The sequence below is a fragment of the Pseudomonas sp. BJP69 genome (assembly GCF_007633355.1).
Taxonomy (GTDB): domain Bacteria; phylum Pseudomonadota; class Gammaproteobacteria; order Pseudomonadales; family Pseudomonadaceae; genus Aquipseudomonas; species Aquipseudomonas juntendi.
Window position 1 is genome coordinate 5,372,787 of the sequence record NZ_CP041933.1, and the last position, 21,559, is coordinate 5,394,345.

17 protein-coding genes are annotated in these 21,559 nt (G+C 63.7%); 6 read left to right on the forward strand and 11 right to left on the reverse strand.

Annotated features, from left to right (window positions below):
- Positions 1-4: 4 nt before the first annotated feature.
- The 3 genes from FPB55_RS25050 to ycaC (FPB55_RS25060) all read right to left on the reverse strand — a co-directional run bounded on the left by FPB55_RS25050 (position 5) and on the right by ycaC (FPB55_RS25060) (position 1,994).
- Positions 5-289, reverse strand: coding sequence for a HigA family addiction module antitoxin (locus FPB55_RS25050; RefSeq protein WP_009681630.1), 285 nt, complete (start codon positions 287-289; stop codon positions 5-7).
- 13 nt (positions 290-302) lie between these two features.
- Positions 303-581 carry a type II toxin-antitoxin system RelE/ParE family toxin gene (locus tag FPB55_RS25055; protein WP_009681629.1) on the reverse strand — a complete coding sequence of 93 codons (279 nt, stop codon included), beginning with the start codon at positions 579-581 and terminating at the stop codon, positions 303-305.
- 783 nt (positions 582-1,364) lie between these two features.
- Positions 1,365-1,994, reverse strand: a complete 630-nt coding sequence (ycaC, locus tag FPB55_RS25060) for an isochorismate family cysteine hydrolase YcaC (protein WP_009681627.1) — start codon at positions 1,992-1,994, stop codon at positions 1,365-1,367.
- A gap of 191 nt (positions 1,995-2,185) precedes the next feature.
- On the opposite strand from ycaC (FPB55_RS25060), the gene FPB55_RS25065 reads away from it, so the two are divergent.
- Together FPB55_RS25065 and FPB55_RS25070 are read left to right on the forward strand one after the other, a co-directional pair.
- Entirely contained in the window at positions 2,186-3,097 is a 912-nt protein-coding gene (locus tag FPB55_RS25065) for a LysR substrate-binding domain-containing protein (RefSeq protein WP_054881724.1), read from the forward strand.
- A 125-nt stretch (positions 3,098-3,222) separates the two neighbouring features.
- Positions 3,223-4,485, forward strand: coding sequence for an OprD family porin (locus FPB55_RS25070; protein WP_144189511.1), 1,263 nt, complete (start codon positions 3,223-3,225; stop codon positions 4,483-4,485).
- Between the two features lie 120 nt (positions 4,486-4,605).
- On the opposite strand, the gene FPB55_RS25075 is transcribed toward FPB55_RS25070, so the two are convergent.
- From FPB55_RS25075 to ycaC (FPB55_RS25090), 4 genes are all read right to left on the reverse strand, one after another.
- Positions 4,606-6,447: an amidohydrolase gene (locus FPB55_RS25075; RefSeq protein WP_178097544.1), complete on the reverse strand. Its 1,842-nt coding sequence runs from the start codon at positions 6,445-6,447 to the stop codon at positions 4,606-4,608.
- Between the two features lie 387 nt (positions 6,448-6,834).
- The gene (locus FPB55_RS25080) at positions 6,835-7,653 is read right to left on the reverse strand and encodes an alpha/beta hydrolase (RefSeq protein WP_009681623.1); all 819 of its coding nucleotides are present in this window, start codon (positions 7,651-7,653) and stop codon (positions 6,835-6,837) included.
- A 37-nt stretch (positions 7,654-7,690) separates the two neighbouring features.
- Complete coding sequence (locus FPB55_RS25085; protein WP_009681622.1) at positions 7,691-7,999, reverse strand: hypothetical protein; 309 nt, start codon at positions 7,997-7,999, stop codon at positions 7,691-7,693.
- Between the two features lie 114 nt (positions 8,000-8,113).
- Positions 8,114-8,743, reverse strand: coding sequence for an isochorismate family cysteine hydrolase YcaC (gene ycaC / locus FPB55_RS25090; protein ID WP_009681621.1), 630 nt, complete (start codon positions 8,741-8,743; stop codon positions 8,114-8,116).
- Positions 8,744-9,053: 310 nt separating this feature from the next.
- Between ycaC (FPB55_RS25090) and FPB55_RS25095 the strand changes: the two genes are divergently transcribed.
- On the forward strand, positions 9,054-10,481 hold the full coding sequence (locus FPB55_RS25095) for a mechanosensitive ion channel family protein (protein ID WP_009681620.1): 1,428 nt from the start codon (positions 9,054-9,056) through the stop codon (positions 10,479-10,481).
- Between the two features lie 444 nt (positions 10,482-10,925).
- Here FPB55_RS25095 and FPB55_RS25100 read toward each other — a convergent pair whose 3' ends face one another.
- Positions 10,926-12,212: an FAD-binding oxidoreductase gene (locus FPB55_RS25100; protein ID WP_029888100.1), complete on the reverse strand. Its 1,287-nt coding sequence runs from the start codon at positions 12,210-12,212 to the stop codon at positions 10,926-10,928.
- 166 nt (positions 12,213-12,378) lie between these two features.
- Entirely contained in the window at positions 12,379-13,869 is a 1,491-nt protein-coding gene (locus tag FPB55_RS25105) for an aldehyde dehydrogenase family protein (RefSeq protein ID WP_029887912.1), read from the reverse strand.
- A 136-nt stretch (positions 13,870-14,005) separates the two neighbouring features.
- Here FPB55_RS25105 and FPB55_RS25110 point away from each other — a divergent pair, with 136 nt between their 5' ends.
- Positions 14,006-14,896, forward strand: a complete 891-nt coding sequence (locus FPB55_RS25110) for a LysR family transcriptional regulator (RefSeq protein ID WP_115295085.1) — start codon at positions 14,006-14,008, stop codon at positions 14,894-14,896.
- A gap of 179 nt (positions 14,897-15,075) precedes the next feature.
- Positions 15,076-16,470, forward strand: a complete 1,395-nt coding sequence (locus tag FPB55_RS25115; protein WP_144189514.1) for a VOC family protein — start codon at positions 15,076-15,078, stop codon at positions 16,468-16,470.
- A 41-nt stretch (positions 16,471-16,511) separates the two neighbouring features.
- Here FPB55_RS25115 and FPB55_RS25120 read toward each other — a convergent pair whose 3' ends face one another.
- On the reverse strand, positions 16,512-18,410 hold the full coding sequence (locus FPB55_RS25120) for a methyl-accepting chemotaxis protein (protein ID WP_115295087.1): 1,899 nt from the start codon (positions 18,408-18,410) through the stop codon (positions 16,512-16,514).
- A gap of 611 nt (positions 18,411-19,021) precedes the next feature.
- The gene (locus FPB55_RS25125) at positions 19,022-19,948 is read right to left on the reverse strand and encodes a LysR substrate-binding domain-containing protein (protein WP_009683327.1); all 927 of its coding nucleotides are present in this window, start codon (positions 19,946-19,948) and stop codon (positions 19,022-19,024) included.
- Positions 19,949-20,101: 153 nt separating this feature from the next.
- Here FPB55_RS25125 and FPB55_RS25130 point away from each other — a divergent pair, with 153 nt between their 5' ends.
- On the forward strand, positions 20,102-21,490 hold the full coding sequence (locus FPB55_RS25130; RefSeq protein ID WP_029887599.1) for a NorM family multidrug efflux MATE transporter: 1,389 nt from the start codon (positions 20,102-20,104) through the stop codon (positions 21,488-21,490).
- The last annotated feature ends 69 nt before the right edge of the window (positions 21,491-21,559 follow it).

Sequence of the window (21,559 nt, forward strand, 5' to 3'; positions counted from 1 at the left end):
ACAATCAGGCAAATATCAACCGCTCTATCTTAGGATGCTCACGGTGGGCCGCTTGCCAAAGATCGTAGGCCGCCTGTTCGGCAAGGTACTGCCGGGCAGGACCGAGGCCAGCCAATTCAAGTCGATAAGCAAGATCGGCAGATATTGCGGCACGCCCATTGAGCACCGTGGATAACTGCCCCCGTGAGTAGCCCAGGTGACGAGCTAACTCAGAGACGTTCATTCCAATTGCGGGCAACACATCCTCTCGCAATGACTCCCCGGGATGGGGAGGATCAAACATAGGCATGGCTGAGGCCTCCTTAGTGGTAATCGAGATAGTCAACAAGCTCCACATCGGTACCAATGAAGCGAAACACGAGGCGCCAGTTACCCGAAACATTCACCGCCCAAAAGCTTTCCAGCTTTCCATGCAGGGGATGAAGACGATAACCAGGGCGATTCATATCTGAAGCCGTTTTTGCTACGTCAAGGGAAGCAAGCAAACGCCGCAAGCGATTGACATGATCCGCACGCACCCCAGATGTGTCACGTTGCTGATGGAGCAGCCTCAGGCCCTTGTGCCTGAAACTTCTGATCATTGAAGGGTTAGTGTAAGGTCATGCCTTACACCTTTCAAGCTGGCAGTGGAGCGGAACATAGGGTTACTCCTGAAGGATTTCCGGGTTGCCCAGTTTGCTCTCGACGTTCCTCAATGGCGCCGTCATGCCATCCTTTTTCACTGTCAGAAATTGCCCAAAGCGGAATGGGGCACTCGCCAATCTGGGGGCTCTGAACGCCCTCATCCTGTCTCCTGACGATCACCGGGTCGCTGTCGGTTCAGCGATCGGGTATGGAAACCCGGATGTGATAAAGGGCTGCCGTAATGGCAGTTGTGCGCGTGTAGCCGTTTGGCCAACCGGCTTGCCTGCCCACCGGTTTTCCACCCCGCGTACAACTTCGGCCTTCTGCGGGGAAATGGGTCGTTACAGTTCAGCCCGACACAGCCCAACGCGCCTTCAACCGCTGCGATGCTGGCCACCCACACTTGTTCACCGTAAACCCGGGCATCTGCGCCCATGACGCCCTGGTGCATGTCGCCCAGTACCTGCGGGGCGCTTACGGCTGTGGCTACAAAGCGCTGTAACACCTGGGCGAAACCGGCAAGAGCCTGTTCTGGTGCAACCTGAATGCAGCCCGTGAATTGATGTTGCCGGTGCCGGCCTCTTCGCGGGCATGCCCGCTCCCACAGGTTCTGCACTGGGTTTGAAGCTTGCGCGACACCTGTGGGAGCGGGCGAGCCCGCGAAAGGGCCGGTACAGTAAACAAAAAAAGCCGGCCCCTTATGCAAGGAGCCGGCTTGTATGCGTACTGCTAGTGATCGGTTACTTACCCGCAGTCAACGCGTTATAGCTGGTCATCAGATTCCGATAATCCGGAATGTGGTTGGAGCACAGCGCCGCCAGCCCTTCCACATCATTGCGCCAGTCACGGTGCAGCTCACAGGCCACGCCAAACCAGGTCATCATCTGCGCACCGGCCTGGCTCATGCGGTCATGCGCCGCATCGCGGGTCATTTCGTTGAAGGTGCCGGAAGCATCAGTCACCACGAACACGTCAAACGCCTCTTCCAGCGCCGACAGCGCCGGGAATGCCACGCACACCTCGGTCACCACACCCGCAATGATCAGTTGCTTCTTGCCAGTCGCCTTCACCGCCTTGACGAAGTCTTCGTTGTCCCAGGCGTTGATCTGGCCGGGGCGAGCGATGTACGGCGCGTCCGGGAACAGCTCCTTCAGCTCGGGTACCAGCGGGCCGTTGGGGCCTTGTTCGAAGCTGGTGGTGAGGATGGTAGGCAGGTTGAAGAACTTCGCCAGGTCGGCCAGCGCCAGGACGTTGTTCTTGAACTTGTCCGGCTCGATGTCACGCACCAGCGACAGCAGGCCAGCCTGGTGGTCTACCAGCAGTACAGCGGCGTCGTCTTTGTTCAGGCGGTTGTAGGTGAATTTGCTCATGGTCTGCGCTCCAAAGGTTTATGAATTTTTCAGCTATTCGGGGTGTTTCGCGTTGATGGGCACAGATTAAAATCATCACCTTTGTGGCGGTAGTCAGCAGAATCTGGCTTTAGCGTTCCGTTTCGTGAACGATGGCTGTGTAGGGGCTGTGCTGGCCTTATCGCCGGCAAGCCAAACCCGGAGACCGATCATTGGAAGACCTCAACTCCCTCTACTACTTCACCCAGGTAGTCGAGCACGGTGGTTTCGCCCCGGCAGGCCGGGCGCTGGACATGCCCAAATCGAAGCTCAGCCGGCGCATCGCCGACCTGGAGGAGCGCCTGGGCGTGCGCCTGCTGCACCGCACCAGCCGCCATTGCTCGCTCACCGAGATCGGCCAGGCCTACTACAACCGCTGTCTGGCCATGCGCGTGGAGGCCGAGGGTGCGGCGGAGATCATCGAGCGCAACCGCAGCGAACCGCGCGGGCTGGTGCGCATCAGTTGCCCGACCACCCTGCTCAATTCCTGGGTCGGGCCGATGCTGACCCGCTACATGCTCAAGTACCCGCAGGTGGAGCTGTTCATCGAAAGTACCAACCGCCGCGTCGACCTGCTGCACGAGGGCTTCGACATCGCTTTGCGGGTGCGTTTTCCACCGTTGGAAAACACCGACATGGTGATGAAGGTGCTGAGCAACAGCACCCAGTGCCTGGTCGGCCAACCTCAATACCTGGAGCAGTTGCCCAAAGGTTTCGACCCGCAGTTGCTCAGCACGCTGCCCAGCCTGCACTGGGGCAGCGCCCAGCGCGAGTACCAGTGGGAGCTGTTTCGGGGTGAAGACAGCAGCCGCAGCATCGTCATACCGCACAAACCACGCATGGTGACCGACGACCTGTTTGCCTTGCGCCATTTCGTGGTGGCCGGGGTCGGCATTGCGCACTTGCCGCGGGTGGCGGTGCGCGAGGACCTGGCGGCGGGGCGGCTGGTGGAGCTGATTCCGGACTGGCACCCGCGCTGTGGCATCGTGCATGCCATATTCCCGTCGCGGCGTGGGTTGCTGCCTTCGGTGCGGGCGTTGATCGATCATCTGGCTGAGGAGTTTGCGATCAGCGACATGGCTTGAGTCCTGAGCTGGCTTCTTCGCGGGCATGCCCGCTCCTACAGGTACCGCACAGGGCCCAGCACACCCTTACAAGACCCCTGGCCTATCCTTCACCCACACTCCCGGATCATCCGCCGGAGCCCCCCATGATCCGCGCCACCCACGGACCAGGCCGCGCCCTGCTCGCCACCCTCGCCCTGTGCCCGGCATTCAGCCAGGCCGCTGAACTCGGCTGGTCGCTGCTCAGCCGCAATTACTTCCTGCACAACGACTTTCGCTCACCTTCCGGCAGTGGCCAGAACTACCGCCAGGAATGGGCCCAGGGCTTCATCGGCGAGCTCCGCTCGGGCTTCACCGAAGGCACGCTTGGCGTCGGTATCGACGCCCATGGCTTTCTCGGTTTCAAGCTCGACGGCGGTCGCGGCCACGCCGGCACCGGACTGCTGCCACGCGACAGCGATGGCCGCGGCGAATCCGACTACTCCAGCGCCGGTGCCGCGCTCAAGCTGCGCCTGGGCAACACCCAGCTGCGCTACGGGGAAATGATGGTTGAAACCCCGGTGTTCGACACCGGCGACAAACGCCTGCACCCCGAATACGCCACCGGCTGGTTGGTCGAGAACAATGACCTGTCCGACTGGCGCCTGCAGGCCGGGCGTTTCACCGCCTTCAACAACCAGGACAACAGCTCGACCCACGACGACTTCAGCGGCTACGGCGCCACCACCCACAACCGCGCCATCAGCCTGGCAGGCGCCAGCTTCGCGCCATCTGGCCCGTTCGGCGGCGCGTTATATGCCGGGCAGTTGCAAGACACCTGGCGCCAGGCCTACCTCAACCTGAACCTGACCGAAGGCAACTGGCGCCTGGACGGCAACCTTTACCACACCCGTGACACCGGTAGCGCCAGCGCCGGTGCGATCGACACGCTCGCCTACAGCCTGCTGACCAAGTACCGTTTCGGTGCCCAGGCGCTGAGCCTGGCCTATCAGAAAGTCGAGGGCGACACTCCGTTCGACTTCGTCGGTGGCGACTCCATCTACCTGGCCAATTCGATCAAGTACGCCGACTTCAACGGCCCTGGCGAGCGCTCGTGGCAACTGCGCTACGACCTCGACTTCGCCACCCTGGGCGTGCCCGGCCTGAGCCTGATGGGCCGTTACGTCAGTGGCCGCAACATCGATGGCAGCCATGCCCCGGCAAATGGGGCTTATGTGAACCAGTACGGCAACGGCGGCAAGCACTGGGAGCGCGACATAGACCTGAAATACGTGGTGCAATCCGGTGCCGCCAAGGACCTGAGCCTGTCATTCTCCCACGTCAGCCACCGTGCCAACCAGGCCCAGGGCGGCGATGACATCGACCGCCTCTACCTGATCATCGAATACCCGCTCAAAGGTAGCTTCTAAAGTCGGGCTTTCAGCGCGACCCTTCGCGGGCGTGCCCGCGAAGGGCTGCAAAGCAGCCCCAGTAACGCTTGACTGACAGGCATTACCCGCGCGGCCCCTTCTTCTCGACATCACATCAGCTTAGAAAGCAAAGCACGAACAGCCCAGCGCCCCCCAGAACCCCTGGAAGTCATTGACCGGCACACTCGATTTGCGCGCCTTGTCATGGCTGTGCGCATGCACCCCGCACGGCCCCGAACACTGGTGCACGGCTGCCGCCAGCGACGGCGTACCCACGCGCCAGTGCCCCGGCACCTTGGCTACTGGAGACCACTCCGGCAGCACCGGCACCTGCGGTGGGCCGAGGCGGTCGAATTCGCCGGCACCGTATACAACCTTGCCATCGACAATGGTCAGCACCGATTCGATGCCCTTGATCGCTTCTTCATCAACGCTGAAGAAGTCCAACGACAAGGCCGCCAGGTCGGCCAGTTGGCCTACCTTGATCTGGCCCTTCTTGCCTTGCTCGCTGGAGAACCAGGCACTGCCCTGGGTGAACAGCTGCAGCGCGGTCTCGCGGTCCAGGCCTTCCTTGTACAGCTCCATGCCGCCAACGGTCTTGCCGCTGACCAGCCAGTACAGCGAGGTCCAGGGGTTGTAGCTGGACACGCGGGTAGCGTCGGTGCCCGCGCCGACCGGCACGCCCATCTCGAGCATGCGTTTGATCGGCGGGGTCTGCTCGGCAGCCTTGGCGCCATAGCGGTCGACGAAGCACTCACCCTGGAAGGCCATGCGGTCTTGGATGGCGATGCCGCCGCCCAGCGCACGCACGCGCTCGATGTTCTGCGGGGTGATGGTTTCGGCGTGGTCGAAGAACCACGGCAGGCCATTGAACGGGATATCGCGGTTGACCTTCTCGAACACGTCGAGCATGCGCGTGATCGATTCGTTGTAGGTGGCATGCAGGCGGAACGGCCAGCGCTGCTCGACCAGGTGGCGCACCACCGGCTCCAGCTCTTCTTCCATGGTCTGCGGCAGGTCCGGGCGCGGCTCGAGGAAGTCCTCGAAGTCGGCGGCGGAGAACACCAGCATTTCACCAGCGCCGTTGTGGCGCAGGAAGTCGGTACCGCTGTGCAGCTTGACGCTGGATGTCCACTTCCTGAAGTCGTCCAGTTCTTCCTTGGGCTTCTGGGTGAACAGGTTGTAGGCAATGCGCACTGTCAGCTGGTTGTTGTCGGCCAGCTCCTGGATCACCGAGTAGTCGTCGGGGAAGTTCTGGTAGCCGCCGCCAGCGTCGATGGCACTGGTCAGGCCCAGGCGGTTCAGCTCACGCATGAACTGGCGGGTCGAGTTGACCTGATACTCCAGCGGCAGCTTCGGCCCTTTGGCCAGGGTGGCGTAGAGGATCATCGCGTTCGGGCGGGCAATCAGCATGCCCGTCGGGTTGCCGAACTTGTCACGCTGGATTTCGCCACCCGGCGGGTTCGGGGTGCTCTTGTCGTAGCCGACAGCCTTGAGTGCGGCACGGTTGAGCAAGGCGCGGTCGTAGAGGTGCAACAGAAACACCGGCGTATCGGGTGCAGCCTGGTTGATTTCTTCCAAGGTCGGCATGCGTTTTTCAGCGAACTGGAACTCGTTCCAGCCACCCACCACACGCACCCACTGCGGGGTAGGCGTGCGCGCAGCCTGGTCCTTGAGCATGCGCAGGGCATCGGCCACCGACGGCACGCCTTCCCAGCGCAGCTCCAGGTTGTAGTTCAGGCCGCCGCGGATCAGGTGCAGGTGCGAGTCGTTCAGGCCGGGAATGACCGTACGCTGCTTGAGGTCGACGATTTGCGTGCTGGCGCCCTTGTGGGCCATGGCCTCGGCGTCGTTGCCCACGGCGATGAAACGGCCGTCCTTGATGGCGACGGCGGTGGCAGTGGGCTTTTCGCGGTCAACGGTGTGCAGCTTGCCGTTGAACAGAATCAGGTCGGCGGTCATGGAACCTCCTTGGGTGGATGCGTGAGCGGAACCGGCGGCGCCGGTGAAGGGCAATGCAGACCAGAGCGCGCCGGCAGCACCCAGTACGGTGCTGCTGGCGAGGAACTGGCGACGAGTCTTGTCGTGGCGGTCCTGGGGCATGGTGTTCTCCGTCTCTGGGCGCGGCGGCGGCAGGCGCGACTGCAGAGCATGCCGCCCGATACAGGGGCAAGGCTTGGATGGATGTGCGGTGGGGCTGTTGAAGGTTAGCCCTGATCAAGTTTTGTGTTGCCAGGGCTGGCCCCATCGCCGGCAAGCCAGCGCCCACAAGGGCTTCACAGCTTCTGAGCCCTGAACAGCCCCTGTGGGCTTGCCGGCGGTTGGGGCCGCAAAGCGGCCCCGGCTTGTTCAGCGACTCAAGAACGCCAGCAGGTCCTCATTCAGCTGCTGCGCATGAGTCACGGCAAACCCGTGCGGCGCGCCGGCGTACACCTTCAGCTCAGCCCCACGAATCTGCGCCGCCGCCTGCTTGCCGGTAGTCTCGAACGGCACGATCTGGTCGTCATCGCCATGGATCACCAACGTCGGTACATCGACCTTGGCCATGTCCGTCCGGAAGTCGGTTTCGGAGAACGCCGTCACACAATCCAGGGTGGCCTTGAGCGACGCCATCAGCGCTATGTTCAAGGTCTGCGTCTGCACGCCTTGGGATACCTGCTGCCCATGGTTGATGCCATAGAACGGTGCGGCGAAGTCGGCGATGAACTGCGCCCGGTCGGCACGCAGGCCAGCCACGATACCTTCGAACACCGACAGGTCGACACCCTCGGGGTTGTCGTCACGCTTGCCGAACACCGGCGTAACGGCGCCCAGCAGCACCAGCCCGGCGACCCGCTCGGTGCCGTAGCGACCGATGTAGCGGCTTACGTCACCGCCGCCCATGGAGAAGCCCACCAGGGTCACCTCACGCAGGTCGAGGTGTTCGATCAGCTGGGCGATGTCATCAGCGAAGGTGTCGTAGTCGTAGCCGTTCCATGGCTGGCTCGAGCGCCCGAAACCGCGGCGATCGAAGGCAATGGCGCGGTAACCGCGGCTGGCCAGGAACTCCATCTGCGTGTCCCACATGTCGGCATTCAGCGGCCAGCCGTGGCTGAACAGCACGGGCTTGCCGGTGCCCCAGTCCTTGAAGTAGATCGAAGTACCATCGCGGGTAACGAACGTGCTCATAGCGGTATCTCCTGGATTATCGAGGTCAGGGGCTGGCTCAGCCGCGCAGCCAGTTGGCGCAGCGACGGGTCACCCAAGGCATGATGTAGAACACCACGGGCAGAATGACGAACAGGTTGACGATCAGGTTGCCGGTGATCGCGCCCCCCAGTTGCGGGAAGCGGGCAAACAGCGGCGCCAGCAGTTGCGGCACGACCATGGTCATCGGGCAGATCACCAGGTAGGTTAGCAGCGCCTGCTTCCAGCGCGGCGGTTGCGCGGCCGAGGTACCCGGCGTGCTATCGAGCACCTGGTGCTGCAGGCATACGGTCACCACTTCGCGGTTGTCTTGGAGTGCGGTGTTCATCGGCGTTCCTTGGGTGAGCTTGCCCACAGCCACTGTGCAACGGCCAAAGGGCGCTGGATTGGATAAGTGTGCTGCCCTGCGCGGGCACCGGCTGAGGGTGCCCGCGGCCGCGGCTTACTTGTTGGCGTTGAAGGCGTTGTAGCTGGTCATGAGGTTGCGGTAGTCCGGGATATGGTTGGAGCACAGCGCGGCCAGGCCTTCAATGTCGTTGCGCCAGTCGCGGTGCAGCTCGCAGGCAACCCCGAACCAGGTCATCAACTGGGCGCCAGCGCGGCTCATGCGGTCATGGGCGGCGTCGCGTGTCATGGCGTTGAAGGTGCCGGAGGCATCGGTAACCACGAACACGTCGAACTCTTCTTCCAGGGCGGCCAGCGCCGGGAAGGCTACGCACACTTCGGTGACCACACCGGCGATGATCAGCTGCTTCTTGCCGGTGGCCTTCACCGCCTTCACGAAGTCTTCGTTATCCCAGGCGTTGATCTGGCCTGGGCGGGCGATGTACGGCGCGTCCGGGAACAGGGCTTTCAGCTCCGGGACCAGCGGGCCGTTGGGGCCTTGTTCGAAGCTGGTGGTGAGAATGGTCGGCAGGTTGAAGAACTTGGCCAGGTCAGCCAGGGCCAGTACGTTGTTCTTGAAGGCATCCGGCTCGATGTCGCGCACCAGCGACAGCAGGCCAGCCTGGTGGTCGACCAGCAGTACGGCGGCATCGTCTTTGTTCAGGCGGTTGTATTTGAAGTTGGTCATGGTCGTTGCTCCATAGGGTTTGAAGTTCAGCAAGTTGGGTGTTTCGCGTTGATGGGTGAAGATTAAAACCGTCACCTTTGGAGCGGTAGATAGCGGTTTTTGGCTTTAGCGTTCTGTTTTGGGAACGATAGATTGGCGCTGGATTTGCTGGCCTCTTCGCGGGCTTGCCCGCTCCCACAGGGACCGCATCTCGCTCAGGTTACGCACGATGCCTGTGGGGGCGGGTTTACCCGCACGCAGGCGCCCATTGCCTGGCTGGCCAACCTGCTCTATTACTACCCACAGCCCTCCCCTCACTCCCGAGACCACCATGCTGGCGTTCATCCAGTCGTCCCCGTTGCTGCTCGGTACTGCCCTGATCCTGCTCGACCTCGTAATCTGGCAGTTGATCCCCCTCCAGCACCGGGCCTGGCGCATCGGTATGCGGCTGGTGCTTTTCCTGTTGTTCAGCGCGGTGCTGGTGGCCGCCGGCATGAGCCCGCTGCAGCCACCGCCCTGGCCCGACGATGTGCCGCGCAACCTGATGGCCACGGTATTGGCCATCGGCTGGTGGCTGTTTGGCGCGCGCACGGTCACCGTGGTGTTCGGCCTGTTGCTGGTAGCGCGGGGTAGCCACGGCGGGCGCTTGCTGCAGGACGTGCTGGGGGCGCTGATCTTCCTTGCCGCGGTAGTCGCGGCCGCAGGCTATGTGCTGCAGCTGCCAGTCAAGGGCCTGCTGGCCACCTCGGGCGTGATGGCCATCGTCATAGGCCTGGCGTTGCAGAGCACGCTGGCCGACGTGTTCAGCGGCATCGTGCTGAACACCACGCGGCCCTATCAGATTGGCGATTCGATCGCGATCGACGGCACCGAAGGCAAGGTGCTGGATATCGACTGGCGGGCCACGCGCCTGCTCACGGGCACAGGTAGCCTGGCGGTGATCCCCAATTCGGTGGCGGCCAAGGCGCGCCTGCTCAACCACAGCAGGCCGGCGGATGTGCATGGGGTGTCGATCAACGTGGTAGTGCCAGCCAAAGTGCGACCCAGGCGGGTGTTCGACGCACTGGAAAAAGCCCTGCAGGGTACCAGCGCGATCCTTGCTTCACCTGCACCCAAGGTGTCGGTCAAGGCCTCGACACTGGAGTCGGTGGAGTACGAGGCCAGCGGGTTCATTGCCGACATGGGCGGCAAGACCGCGGCGCGCAACCAGTTGTTCGACCTGGCGCACCGCCACCTGGAGGCGAGCGGGGTGATGTGGAACGTCGACCTGGCCATGCCGCCACGCAGCCGCCAGCGCGAAGTGCTGGACGAGGTGCGGGTGTTCCGTTCGCTAAGCGCTGAAGAGCGTGACGCATTGAGCCAGCGCATGACGGCGGTGGAGTACCTGGCGGATCAGGTGATCCTGGAGGTAGGCGCGCATTCCGACCATTTGCTGGTGATTGGCAGCGGCGTGGTGTCGGCCTCTGTGCGCGATGGCGACAAGCTGCTGGAGGCCGGGCGCATGGGGCCGGGCGAGGTGCTGGGGGTGGAGGGGATCATCGACGAAGACGAGTCACTGGCCGAGTTCCGCACCCTGACCAGTTGCGTGCTGTACCGCATCGACAAAGAGCAGGTGAAAAGTTGCCTGGCGCAACGTGGCGATGTGCAGACGGCGCTGAGCAAGTTGCAGCGGTTCCGGCGCCAGAGCCGGGAGTCGCTGTTGCTGCAGAAGCCGGCCCTGATCAAGAAGGGCGGCTTCCTCAGCTGGTTGCACAAGTAAGCCTGTACTGGCCCTATCGCCGGCAAGCCAGCTCCCACATTGACCACACAGGCCTCAGGGCTTATGCAATCCCTGTGGGAGATTCTATGGTTTCTGGCAAGGGTAGCCGGAGCATCTTCAGCGCCTGTGAGATCGAGCGCCGCCCGCGCGGCGCAATCGCGAGCTGCGCTCGCTCCTACGTTTGTTTCGGGCCAGTAACGCCTGTGACAGGCGCGCGCGGCCGCCTTGTTTGTACGGCGCGATATTGAGGCATGTACCAAGGCGTTCGCGCGCGAATCCCACAGGAATAATTGGCCCGAAACAAACGTAGGAGCGAGCGCAGCTCGCGATTGCGCCGCGCGGGCGGCGCTCGCTCCAACAGGCGCTGCCATACCTTGTGGCAACCACCTGTCAGCCCTGATGCAATCCCTGTGGGAGCTGGCTTGCCGGCGATAGGGCCAGTGCTTACAACACAACCCGCAGGCATTGCCCCGCGTGGTACAGCGAGAACCCGGACTCATAGAACGCGGTGCGCAGCGATGGCGCACTCACGCCACTCATTGGCGAGAACGGAATCGGCAGGCTGCCCGCCTCACCCTTGAGCAGGAACTCGGCAAACGCCCGGCCAATCACGGTGCCGGTGGTATTCCCACGCCCGTTATAGCCGGTCACCGCCACCAGCCCCGGCGCCGGCTCGAACAGGCGCATCAGGTGGTCGGGGGTGAAGTCGATGCAACCGGTCCAGTGCATTTCCCACTCGACCTTGCCCAGGCCCGGGTAGTAATGGCTTTGAATGCGGTCGGCCCAGCTGCGCACGAACCAGGCGGGCTTGTTGTCGACCCGGCCCAGGCTGCCGAGCAACAGGCGGCCCTGGTCGTCACGGCGGATACTGCTGAGCACGGTGCGGGTGTCCCATGAGCCCTGGCCGTGCGGCAGTACCTTGTCGGCCTCAGCGCCTTGCAGCGGCTTGGAGGCGACCTGGTAGTAATAACCGCGGAAGAACTGCTTCTGAAGGTTGCTCCAGTCGCCTTCGGTGTAGGCACCGGTGGAAATCACCACCTTGTCGGCCCGTACCGAGCCACGGGCCGTCTTGACCCGCCAGGCGTCGCCCTCGCGCGCCAGGCCTTCGACAGCCGACTGCTGAAACAGCTGGCCACCCAGGCGCACCACGGCCGCAGCCAGGCCCTGGGTGTAGCCCATGGGGTTGATGGTGCCGGCGCGGCGGTCGAGCAACGCGGCGGAAATCTTGTCGGTGCCACAGTATTCCTGGCACTGCGCGCCGGTCAGCAGCTCCACGTCGGCACCGCGACGGCGCCACTGCTCGTGGCGGGCCTCAAGGTCGGCGATGCCGGTGGCGTTGTGCGCCATGTGCAACGTGCCCTTGTGCTGGGCCTGGCAGTCGATGCCCAGGCGCTCGATCATTGCGAACACTTCAGCCGGGGCTTCACCCAGCACCTGGTTAAGGCGGCTGCCCTGCTTCTGGCCAAGGGTCGCCTCGACGTCGTCGGGGCGGATCCAGGTACCGGCATTGACCAACCCGACGTTGCGCCCGGAGCCCCCGTGGCCGACCTTCCAGGCCTCCAGCAGGATCACCGACTTGCCCTGCTCGAGCAGGTGAATGGCCGCCGACAGGCCGGTAATGCCGCCACCGATCACGCACACATCGGCCTTGTGCTCACCGGCCAGGGCCTGGGCGGCCACACTCGGTGTGCTGACGAATTCCCACAAGCATTGTTGACGCAGTTCGGACATGGCCCGGCTCCAGCAATTTGTTCTTGTTGGGGCTGCCTTGCAGCCCATTCGCGGGTAAACCCGCTCCTACAGGGGCTGCACAGGTTCGAAAAGCTGTGCAGTGCCCGTAGGAGCGGGTTCACCCGCGAACCGGGGGCAAAGCCCCCGGCCATGCAGCATCAACCGATCAATCGAACACGATACCCTGTGCCAGCGGCAGCTCGCGCGAGTAGTTCACAGTGTTGGTCTGGCGGCGCATGTAGCCCTTCCAGGCATCCGAACCGGATTCCCGGCCACCACCGGTCTCTTTCTCGCCACCGAACGCACCGCCGATCTCGGCACCGCTGGTGCCGATGTTGACGTTGGCAATGCCGCAATCACTACCCGCAGCGCTCTGGAAACGTTCGGCCTCACGCAGGTCGGTGGTGAAGATGCACGACGACAGGCCTTGTGGCACTTCGTTGTTCAGGCGCAGGGCCTCTTCAAAGTCGTCGTAGGCCAGTACGTAGAGGATCGGGGCGAAGGTTTCGTGGCGGACCACGTCGCTTTGCGCCGGCATTTCAGCGATGGCTGGCGACACGTAGTAGGCATTCGGGTACTGCTCGGCCAGCTGACGCTCACCACCGAATACCTGGCCGCCTTCGTCGCGGGCCTTGGCCAGGGCACCCTGCATGGCGTCGAACGACAGCTTGTCGATCAACGGGCCAACCAGGTTGTCCTTGCGCGGGTCGCCAATGCGGACTTTGCCGTAGGCGGCTTTGACCCGGGCAACCACTTCGTCCTTGATCGAGCGGTGCACGATCAGGCGGCGCAGGGTGGTGCAGCGCTGGCCGGCGGTACCGACCGCCGAGAACAGGATGCCGCGCACGGCCAGGTCGAGGTCGGCGCTGGGGGCCAGGATCATGGCGTTGTTGCCGCCCAGCTCAAGGATGCTGCGGCCGAAGCGTGCAGCCACACGTGGGCCAACTTCGCGCCCCATGCGGGTGCTGCCGGTGGCGCTGACCAGCGGCACACGCGGGTCGTCGACCAGGGCTTCACCGGCTTCACGGCCACCAATGACCAGCTGCGCCAGGCCCGCCGGGGCGTCACCAAAGGCTTTCAGGGCTTTCTCGAACAGTGCCTGGCACGCCAGGGCGGTCAGCGGGGTTTTCTCGGACGGCTTCCATACCACGGAGTTGCCGGCCACCAGGGCCAGTGCGGTGTTCCAGGCCCACACCGCGACCGGAAAGTTGAAGGCACTGATCACGCCGACCACCCCCAGCGGGTGCCAGGTTTCACGCATGTGGTGCCCCGGGCGCTCGGAAGCGATGGTCAGGCCGTACAGCTGGCGCGACAGCCCCACGGCGAAGTCGCAGATGTCGATCATTTCCTGAACTTCACCCAGGCCTTCCTGGGTGATCTTGCCGGCTTCGATCGAGACCAGCTCGCCGAGGTCGGCCTTGTGCGCACGCAGCACTTCGCCAAACAGGCGCACCAGTTCGCCGCGGCGTGGTGCCGGTACGCTGCGCCAGGCTTCGAAGGCGCTCTGGGCCTGGTCGATGCGGGCGGTGGTCTCGGCCTTGCCGAGCAGTTTCACCGAGGCGATCTGGCTGCCGTCGATCGGCGTGTGAACAGGGTAATCGCCCTGGGTGTAAGCCTCGGCGGCAACGCCAAGGCGCTCGAGCAATCCAGCAACCATTTGTGCTTCTCCTACATCGGGTGATGGGGTGGAAAAATGATGTGGATCAGTATTAATCCGATCACATAGGTACAACAAACGACCTTTATTCCGCATATCATTCCACCAGGTAATGATCCGTATCGCAGAGACCGCTATGTCCAAACGCCTGGTGCCCTCCATGACCGCCCTGCAGTGCTTTGAAGCTGCAGCCCGCCATTTGAGTTTTACCCGTGCCGCTGAAGAGCTGCACCTGACCCAGAGCGCGGTCAGCAAGCAGGTGGCGCAACTGGAGGACATGCTGCGCCATCACCTGTTCCTGCGCATTCGCCGGCGCCTGCAACTGACCCCGGCCGGCAGCCTGTACCTGGCCGAGGTCAACAAGATCCTTACTCAGGTGGATATGTCCAGCCGCTACGTGCTCACCTATGGCGAGCAGACCGAGATATTGAAGGTCGCCACTCAACCGAGTTTTGGCGTGCGCTGGCTGATCCCGCACCTCAAGGGCTTTGGCAAACGGCACGGCAATATCCACCTGGATATCCGCAACGAGATGGAGCCGTTCGCCCTGCTGCAGGGCTCGGCGGACGTGGTGTTCTTCTATGGTCAGGGCACCTGGCCGGGTGCCACCTGCGTGGCGCTGTTCGGCGAAGAAGTGGTGCCGGTGTGTGCGCCGGAGCTGCTGGCCGGGCGTGAGTTGGCGGGCGCCGAACAGCTGGCCGAGTTGGTGCTGTTGCAGAGTACCTCGCGCCCCGAGGCCTGGCACGAGTGGTTCCTGGAGCAGGACCTGCAAAGCGTCAACGCCTACCACGGGCCGCGCTTCGATACCTTCTATATGGCATTGAGCGCCGCGCAGACAGGCTGCGGGGTAGCACTGGTGCCGCGCTACCTGGCAGCCAAGGAGCTGGCCGAGGGCAGCCTGGTGGTGCCATGGGATCACGCCATGCGCAGTGCCGGGGCGCATTACCTGGCGTATGCCGAGCATGCGGCGGAGGTGCCCAAGGTACGGGCGTTGGTGGAGTGGATCGGCGAGCAGTTGCAGGTTTGAGGTTGCCGGGCCTACCTCGACCTGTAGGAGCGGCCTTGTGTCGCGATGGGCTGCAAAGCAGCCCCAATGGCCCTTGAGGTCGATCAAAAAAGGAATGACACACTCACTTTTTTTCGCTTGTGAGCAAGGTGCATTCCCAGCTTTCATGTAAGCGTCCGAACCTAACCAGGAAGCTAGCGATGCCCGCCCACGATTTCGTCAGCCCCGACAGCATTCGCGCGCAGTTTTCTGCCGCCATGTCGCTCATGTACAAACAGGAAGTGCCGCTGTACGGCACGCTGCTGGAGCTGGTGAGCGAAATCAACCAGCAGGTCATGGCCCAGCAGCCCAACGTTGCCGAGGCCCTGCGCTGGACCGGCGAAATCGAGCGCCTGGACCACGAGCGGCATGGCGCCATCCGGGTTGGCACCGCCGCAGAACTGGCTACCATCGCCCGCCTGTTCGCGGTGATGGGCATGCAGCCGGTTGGGTACTACGACCTTAGCTCTGCCGGTGTGCCGGTGCACTCCACCGCCTTCCGCGCGGTGCACGAGCAGTCCCTGCACATCAGCCCGTTCCGGGTGTTCACCTCGCTGCTGCGCCTGGAACTGATCGACAACCCGCAACTGCGCGAACTGGCCCAGAGCATCCTGGCCAAGCGCCAGATCTTCACCGCGCGCGCCCTCGAACTGATCGCCCAGTGCGAGCGCGACGGCGGCTTGAATGCCACCGATGCCGCCGCATTCGTGCAGGAGGCCCTGCACACCTTCCGCTGGCACCAGGACGCCACCGTCACCGCCGAGCAATATCAGCAGTTGCACGATCAGCACCGCCTGATTGCCGACGTGGTGGCCTTCAAGGGCCCGCACATCAACCACCTGACCCCGCGTACGCTGGACATCGATGCCATTCAGGTCGGCATGCCGGCCAAGGGCATTCCGCCCAAGGCCGTGGTGGAAGGCCCGCCCACCCGCCGCCACCCGATCCTGCTGCGCCAGACCAGCTTCAAGGCCCTGCAGGAAAAGGTCGCCTTCAGCGACCAGCAGGGCAGCGAAGGCAGCCACACCGCGCGCTTTGGCGAAATCGAGCAACGCGGTGCGGCCCTGACACCCAAGGGCCGCCAGCTGTACGACAAACTGCTCGATGCCACCCGCGCTGCCTTGGGCGGTGCGCCTGCCGAGGCCAACGCTGAACGTTACATGACACTGCTGAAGGACAGCTTTGCCGAATTCCCGGACGACCTCGCGCAGATGCGTGAGCAAGGCCTGGCGTATTTCCGTTACTTCGCCACCGAAAAAGGCCTGGCCGCACGTGACCAGCAAGGCCGCCCCACCACCCTGGAGGGCTTGATCGAGGCCGGCCATGTGCACTTCGAAGCGCTGGTCTACGAGGACTTTCTGCCGGTAAGCGCGGCGGGCATCTTCCAGTCCAACCTGGGTGACGATGCGCAGGCCGAGTACGGCAGCAATGCCAACCGCGATGCCTTTGAAGCGGCATTAGGGCTGCAGGTGCAGGATGAGGTGGCGCTGTATGCGCAAAGCGAGCGGCGGTCGCTGCAGGCTTGTGCGCAGGCGTTGAACCTAGGTTCGATGTAAGCCGGTAGATCGCCGGGGGCGCTTTGCGGCCCCCTGCGATATCAGCGGAAACGATCAACTTCCTGCCGCAGCTGCGCCGCCAGCCCTTCCAGCTCCCGCGCGGTAAAGGCCAGCTCATTGGCCACCTCGCGCTGCTCGCCGTTGGCCTGGGCAATGCTCTGCAAATTGCGGCTGAGCACCGTCGCCGTGCTGCTCTGCTCCTGAGTCGCCGTACTGATCACCGTGAACTGCTCACCCGCCGCACGGCTCTGCTCGTCGATACGCGCCAGCGCTTGCGCCACCTTGTCATTGCGCTGCAGACCTTCCTGCATCAGCTGGTTACCCTGCTCCAGCGTCGTGATGGCGTGCCCGGTCTGCTGCTGGATGCTGGTGATCATCCCGGATATTTCATCCGTGGCCTGGCGGGTTCGTGCGGCCAGGCTGCGCACTTCGTCCGCCACCACCGCAAAGCCGCGGCCCTGCTCACCGGCGCGGGCAGCCTCGATGGCCGCATTCAACGCCAGCAGGTTGGTCTGTTCGGCGATGGCAGTAATCACGCTGATGATGCCGCCGATTTCCTGCGAGCGTGCCCCCAGGCTGTCCATCACCGTGGCCGTACCGCCGAGGGCATCGGCGATCTGCTTCAGCGAACGCGATGCTTCATCCATGGCGCTGCGGCCGATGCGGGTCTGCTGGGCATTGTCACGCGCCATGCGCTCGGTGCCTGCCATGTTGTCGGCGATGTTCATAGAGGTGGCGCTGAACTCCTCCACCGCACCGGCCATGCTGGTGATTTCACCGGACTGCTGCTCCATGCCCTCGCAGGCCCCGGCCGACAGGCCAGACAACGATTTGGCGCGCGAGCTGACTTGCTCGGACGCACTGCGAATGTGCTCGACCATGCCTGACAAGGCCTCGCCCATCTTGTTGAAGCTGCTGGCCAGTTGGCCGATTTCGTCGTGGCTGGTCACGCTCAGCCGCGCGCTCAGGTCACCTGCGCCCAGCGCTTCGGCCTGGCGCACCAGCGCGTCCAGCGGCCGCAGCTTGCGCCGCAACAGCCACAGGGTAGCCGCCACCGCCAGGACCATGGCCAGCAGGCTGCCGATGGCCAGGCGCAGGCCTACACTCCAGGTCACCTCACGGATTTCCGCCATCGGCATGCTCGCCACCACCGTCCACGGGCCTTCGGCAAATGCGGCCGTTGCGCTGTACAGCGGTTGCTCGGCATTGGCTGGTGGCACCAGCCACTGGCCGTTCTCGTCCTGCAGGGCCAGCGAACCGGTCTGGCCAATGCGGAAACGCTTGAGGTTGGCAAACTGGGTGTTCTGCGCATCGGTGTAGTCGAAGCCAACGAACAATACGGCAATTACCCGGCCGTTGCCGTCACTTACCGGCACATAGCGGGTCATGTAGTTACGCTCGAACAACACGGCGCGGCCAACGTACATCTGCCCGGCCAGCAACTTGCGGTAGGCCGGGTGCTGACGGTCGAGCTGAGTGCCGATGGCGCGGCTGCCGTCCTGCTTCTTCAGGTTGGTGCTGATGCGCACGAAGTCTTCGCCACTGCGCACGAACAGCGTGGCGATGCCAGCGGTCATCTGCTGGAATTCGTCAACCTGCTGAAAATCGTTGTTCAGCAAATGATCACCCAGGTACAGCGCCGGTGTTGCCTGCCCGGCGACCTGCACCGTTTCACCGGCATGCAGCGACAGGCCCGAGGCGAAGCGGCGCTCGAACAACCCGCTGAGGCGCTGGGTATTGTCCTTGAGCGAACTGTGGAAGGTTTCGAGCTGGTCGGCCAGCAGGCGCGCTTCACTGCCCAGGTGCGCCTGGCGTGTGGCGAGGTTGGCATCGTCCAGCGAACGCAGGGCAAACAGGGTACTGCCGGAAATCACCAGCGCCAGCACGATGGCGAGGGCGACACCGAGCTGCGAGGCTATGCGGGCACGGGGTTGAGACATGTGAAGCTCCTGGCAAGAGGCCGGGATCGTCCTGATCACACTGACCGCCCGCTTTCTATCGACGGGAAGTGCGCCCTCTTCCGGGACGCTGGTGCCAGTGAATCGGCGTCGCGGGCGAGTACTTGAGTGTCGGGCCGGGATATTCGCAAACGTTTTCTACAGCCTGTTGCGGCCCTGTCGTCGGCAAGCCGGGCCCCACACGTGCAGCACAGGTCTTGAGCGCATCGCTACCGGTGTGGGAGATTCTATGGTTCCTGGCAAGGGTAGCCGGAGCATCTTCAGCGCCTGTGAGATCGAGCGCCGCCCGCGCGGCGCAATCGCGAGCTGCGCTCGCTCCTACGTTTGTTTCGGGCCAGTAACGCCTGTGACAGGCGCGCGCGGCCGCCTTGTTTGTACGGCGGGATATTGAGGCATGCACCAAGGCGTTCGCGCGCGAATCCCACAGGAATAATTGGCCCGAAACAAACGTAGGAGCGAGCGCAGCTCGCGATTGCGCCGCGCGGGCGGCGCTCGCTCTAACAGGCGCTGCCATACCTTGTGGCAAACACCTGTCAGCCCTAAGGCGACCCCTGTGGGAGCTGGCTTGCCGGCGACAAGGCCAGTGCAAGCCATCAAAGGGGCGGCAGTATTTCCACATCCGGAAGATCCATGGCCGCTACCTCCTGCTCCAGAAATGCACTCAACCGCCGCAACCGCTCGCCCCCGCGCCGGGTACGCGGCCACACCAGGTAGTAATCCATGCCACTGGGCACCGCCGTCGGCCAGGGCAGGCTCAGGCGCTTCTGCGCCACGTCCTCGGCCACCATCAGCAAGTCGCCGATGGAGATGCCGTAGCCACGCGCTGCGGCAATCATGCTCAGCTCCAGCGTGTCGAAAACCTGCCCACCCTTGAGCGATACCTTGCCAGCGAGGCCCATGCGCTGCAGCCAGTCACGCCAGTCGCGCTTGTCCACCGTGGGGTGCAGCAGCTCGATACCGGCCAGCCGGGACACGCTCCAGGGCTTTTCGCCAAGCAGGTCCGGTGCGCCGACCGGAATCAACAACTCCGGGAACAGCTTGCGCACCTCCCAGTCTGCCGGGAACACCCCATCGCTGAGCAACACCGCACAATCGAACGGTTCCTGGTTGAAGTCCACATGGTCTACATCCATCCAGGCGCTGGTCAGCTGTACCTCGTTACCGGGTTGCAGGTGGCGAAACCGGCTCAGGCAGGCCAGCAACCACCGCATGGTCAGGGTCGAAGGTGCTTTCATGCGCAGGATGTCATCTTCACCACACAGGGTTTCACAGGCACGGGCGAACGCGGCAAAGCCTTCGCGCACCCCCGGCAGCAATACCCGCCCAGCTTCGGTCAGTTGCAGATTGCGGCCACTGCGCACGAACAGGCGGCAGGCGAAATGCTCTTCCAGGGTACGGATATGCCGGCTGATGGCACTTTGCGTGATCGACAGCTCTTCGCCCGCGCGGGTGAACGAACTGAGCCGCGCAGCGGCCTCGAATGCGCGCAAGGCATACAGCGGAGGTAGCTGGCGCGACATGAGGCACCTGCAATCTAGGGACAGAGGCGAATTATCCGAAACTTGCAGGCATGAGTTCAACTCATGCCAACCATCGCTTTTATCCTTTTGTGCAAAGTTGACCAAAGCCTCAGAATCGCGCTTCGTTGATCACCTCAGGAACAAGGACAGCCCATGCACGTCGCGCCCACTACAGAACTCAAGGCTTTGTTGCGCCTGGCCGGGCCGCTGATCGCCTCGCAGCTGGCGCACATGCTGATGGTGCTGACCGACACCCTGATGATGGCCCGCATCAGCCCGCAGGCCTTGGCCGGCGGTGGCCTGGGCGCGGCCAGCTATTCCTTCGTGTCGATCTTCTGCCTGGGGGTGATCGCCGCAGTGGGTACCCTGGTGGCGATTCGCAAGGGCGCCAACGACATCGAAGGGGCCACCCGTCTGGCCCAGAACGGCCTGTGGCTGGCCTGGGGCCTGGCGCTGTTCGCCGCGCTGGTGCTGTGGAACCTTGAGCCGGTACTGCTGCTGTTCGGGCAACAGCCCGAGAACGTGGCCTCGGCTGCCCAGTTTCTGACCCTGCTGCCGCTGGCGTTGCCCGGTTACCTGACCTTCATGGCCTTGCGCGGGTTCACCAGTGCCCTTGGCCGTTCGACCCCGGTGATGGTCATCAGCCTGGTCGGCACGGTGCTGAACTACCTGCTCAACGTGGCGCTGATCGAGGGCATGTTCGGCCTGCCCAGGCTCGGGCTGATGGGTATCGGCCTGGTCACTGCGGTGGTGTCGATGGGCATGGCCATTGCCCTGTCGTTGTACATCCGCTGGCACCCGGCCTATGCCGCCTACCCGCTGCGCAAGGGCCTGTCGCGCCCATCGCTGCACGCCCTGCGTGAGCTGTGGCGGCTGGGCCTGCCGATTGGCGGCACCTACATGGTGGAAGTGGGCCTGTTCGCCTTTGCCGCGTTGTGCATGGGGGTGCTGGGCAGCACCGAACTGGCGGCCCACCAGATCGCCCTGCAGATCGTGTCCACGGCATTCATGGTGCCGACAGGGCTCTCCTATGCGGTAACCATGCGCGTGGGCCTGTACTACGGCGCCGGCAACCTGCTGGCGGCGCGCAGCGCGGGGCGCGTGGGCATCGGCTTCGGGGCAACCGTGATGTTTGCCTTTGCCGCGCTGTTTTTGCTGTTGCCCGAGGCGCTGGTGAGCCTGTTCATAGACCGTAATGACCCGGGCTTTGCCGCCATCTACCAACTGGCGGTGCACTTGTTGATGGTGGCCGCCTGGTTCGAGTTGTTCGATGGCATGCAGACCATCGCCATGGGCTCCATACGCGGCCTGAAAGATGCCAAGACCACCTTCCTTATCGGGCTGTGCTGCTATTGGCTGGTAGGCGCGCCGAGCGCCTGGCTGTTCGCGTTCAACCTGGGCGGCGGGGCGGTCGGGATCTGGTGGGGGTTGGCGCTGGGGCTGGCGTGCGCGGCGGTGGCGCTGACCTTTGGTTTTGAGTGGCGGATGAAGCGGTTGTTGCGCAAAGCTGGGATTGGTGGAGAGGCTACCGCCTCGGCCTGACTTCAGGGCCTATTCGCGGGCACGCCCGCTCCCACAGGTACAGTGCGCGGCCCCTGTGGGAGCGGGCGT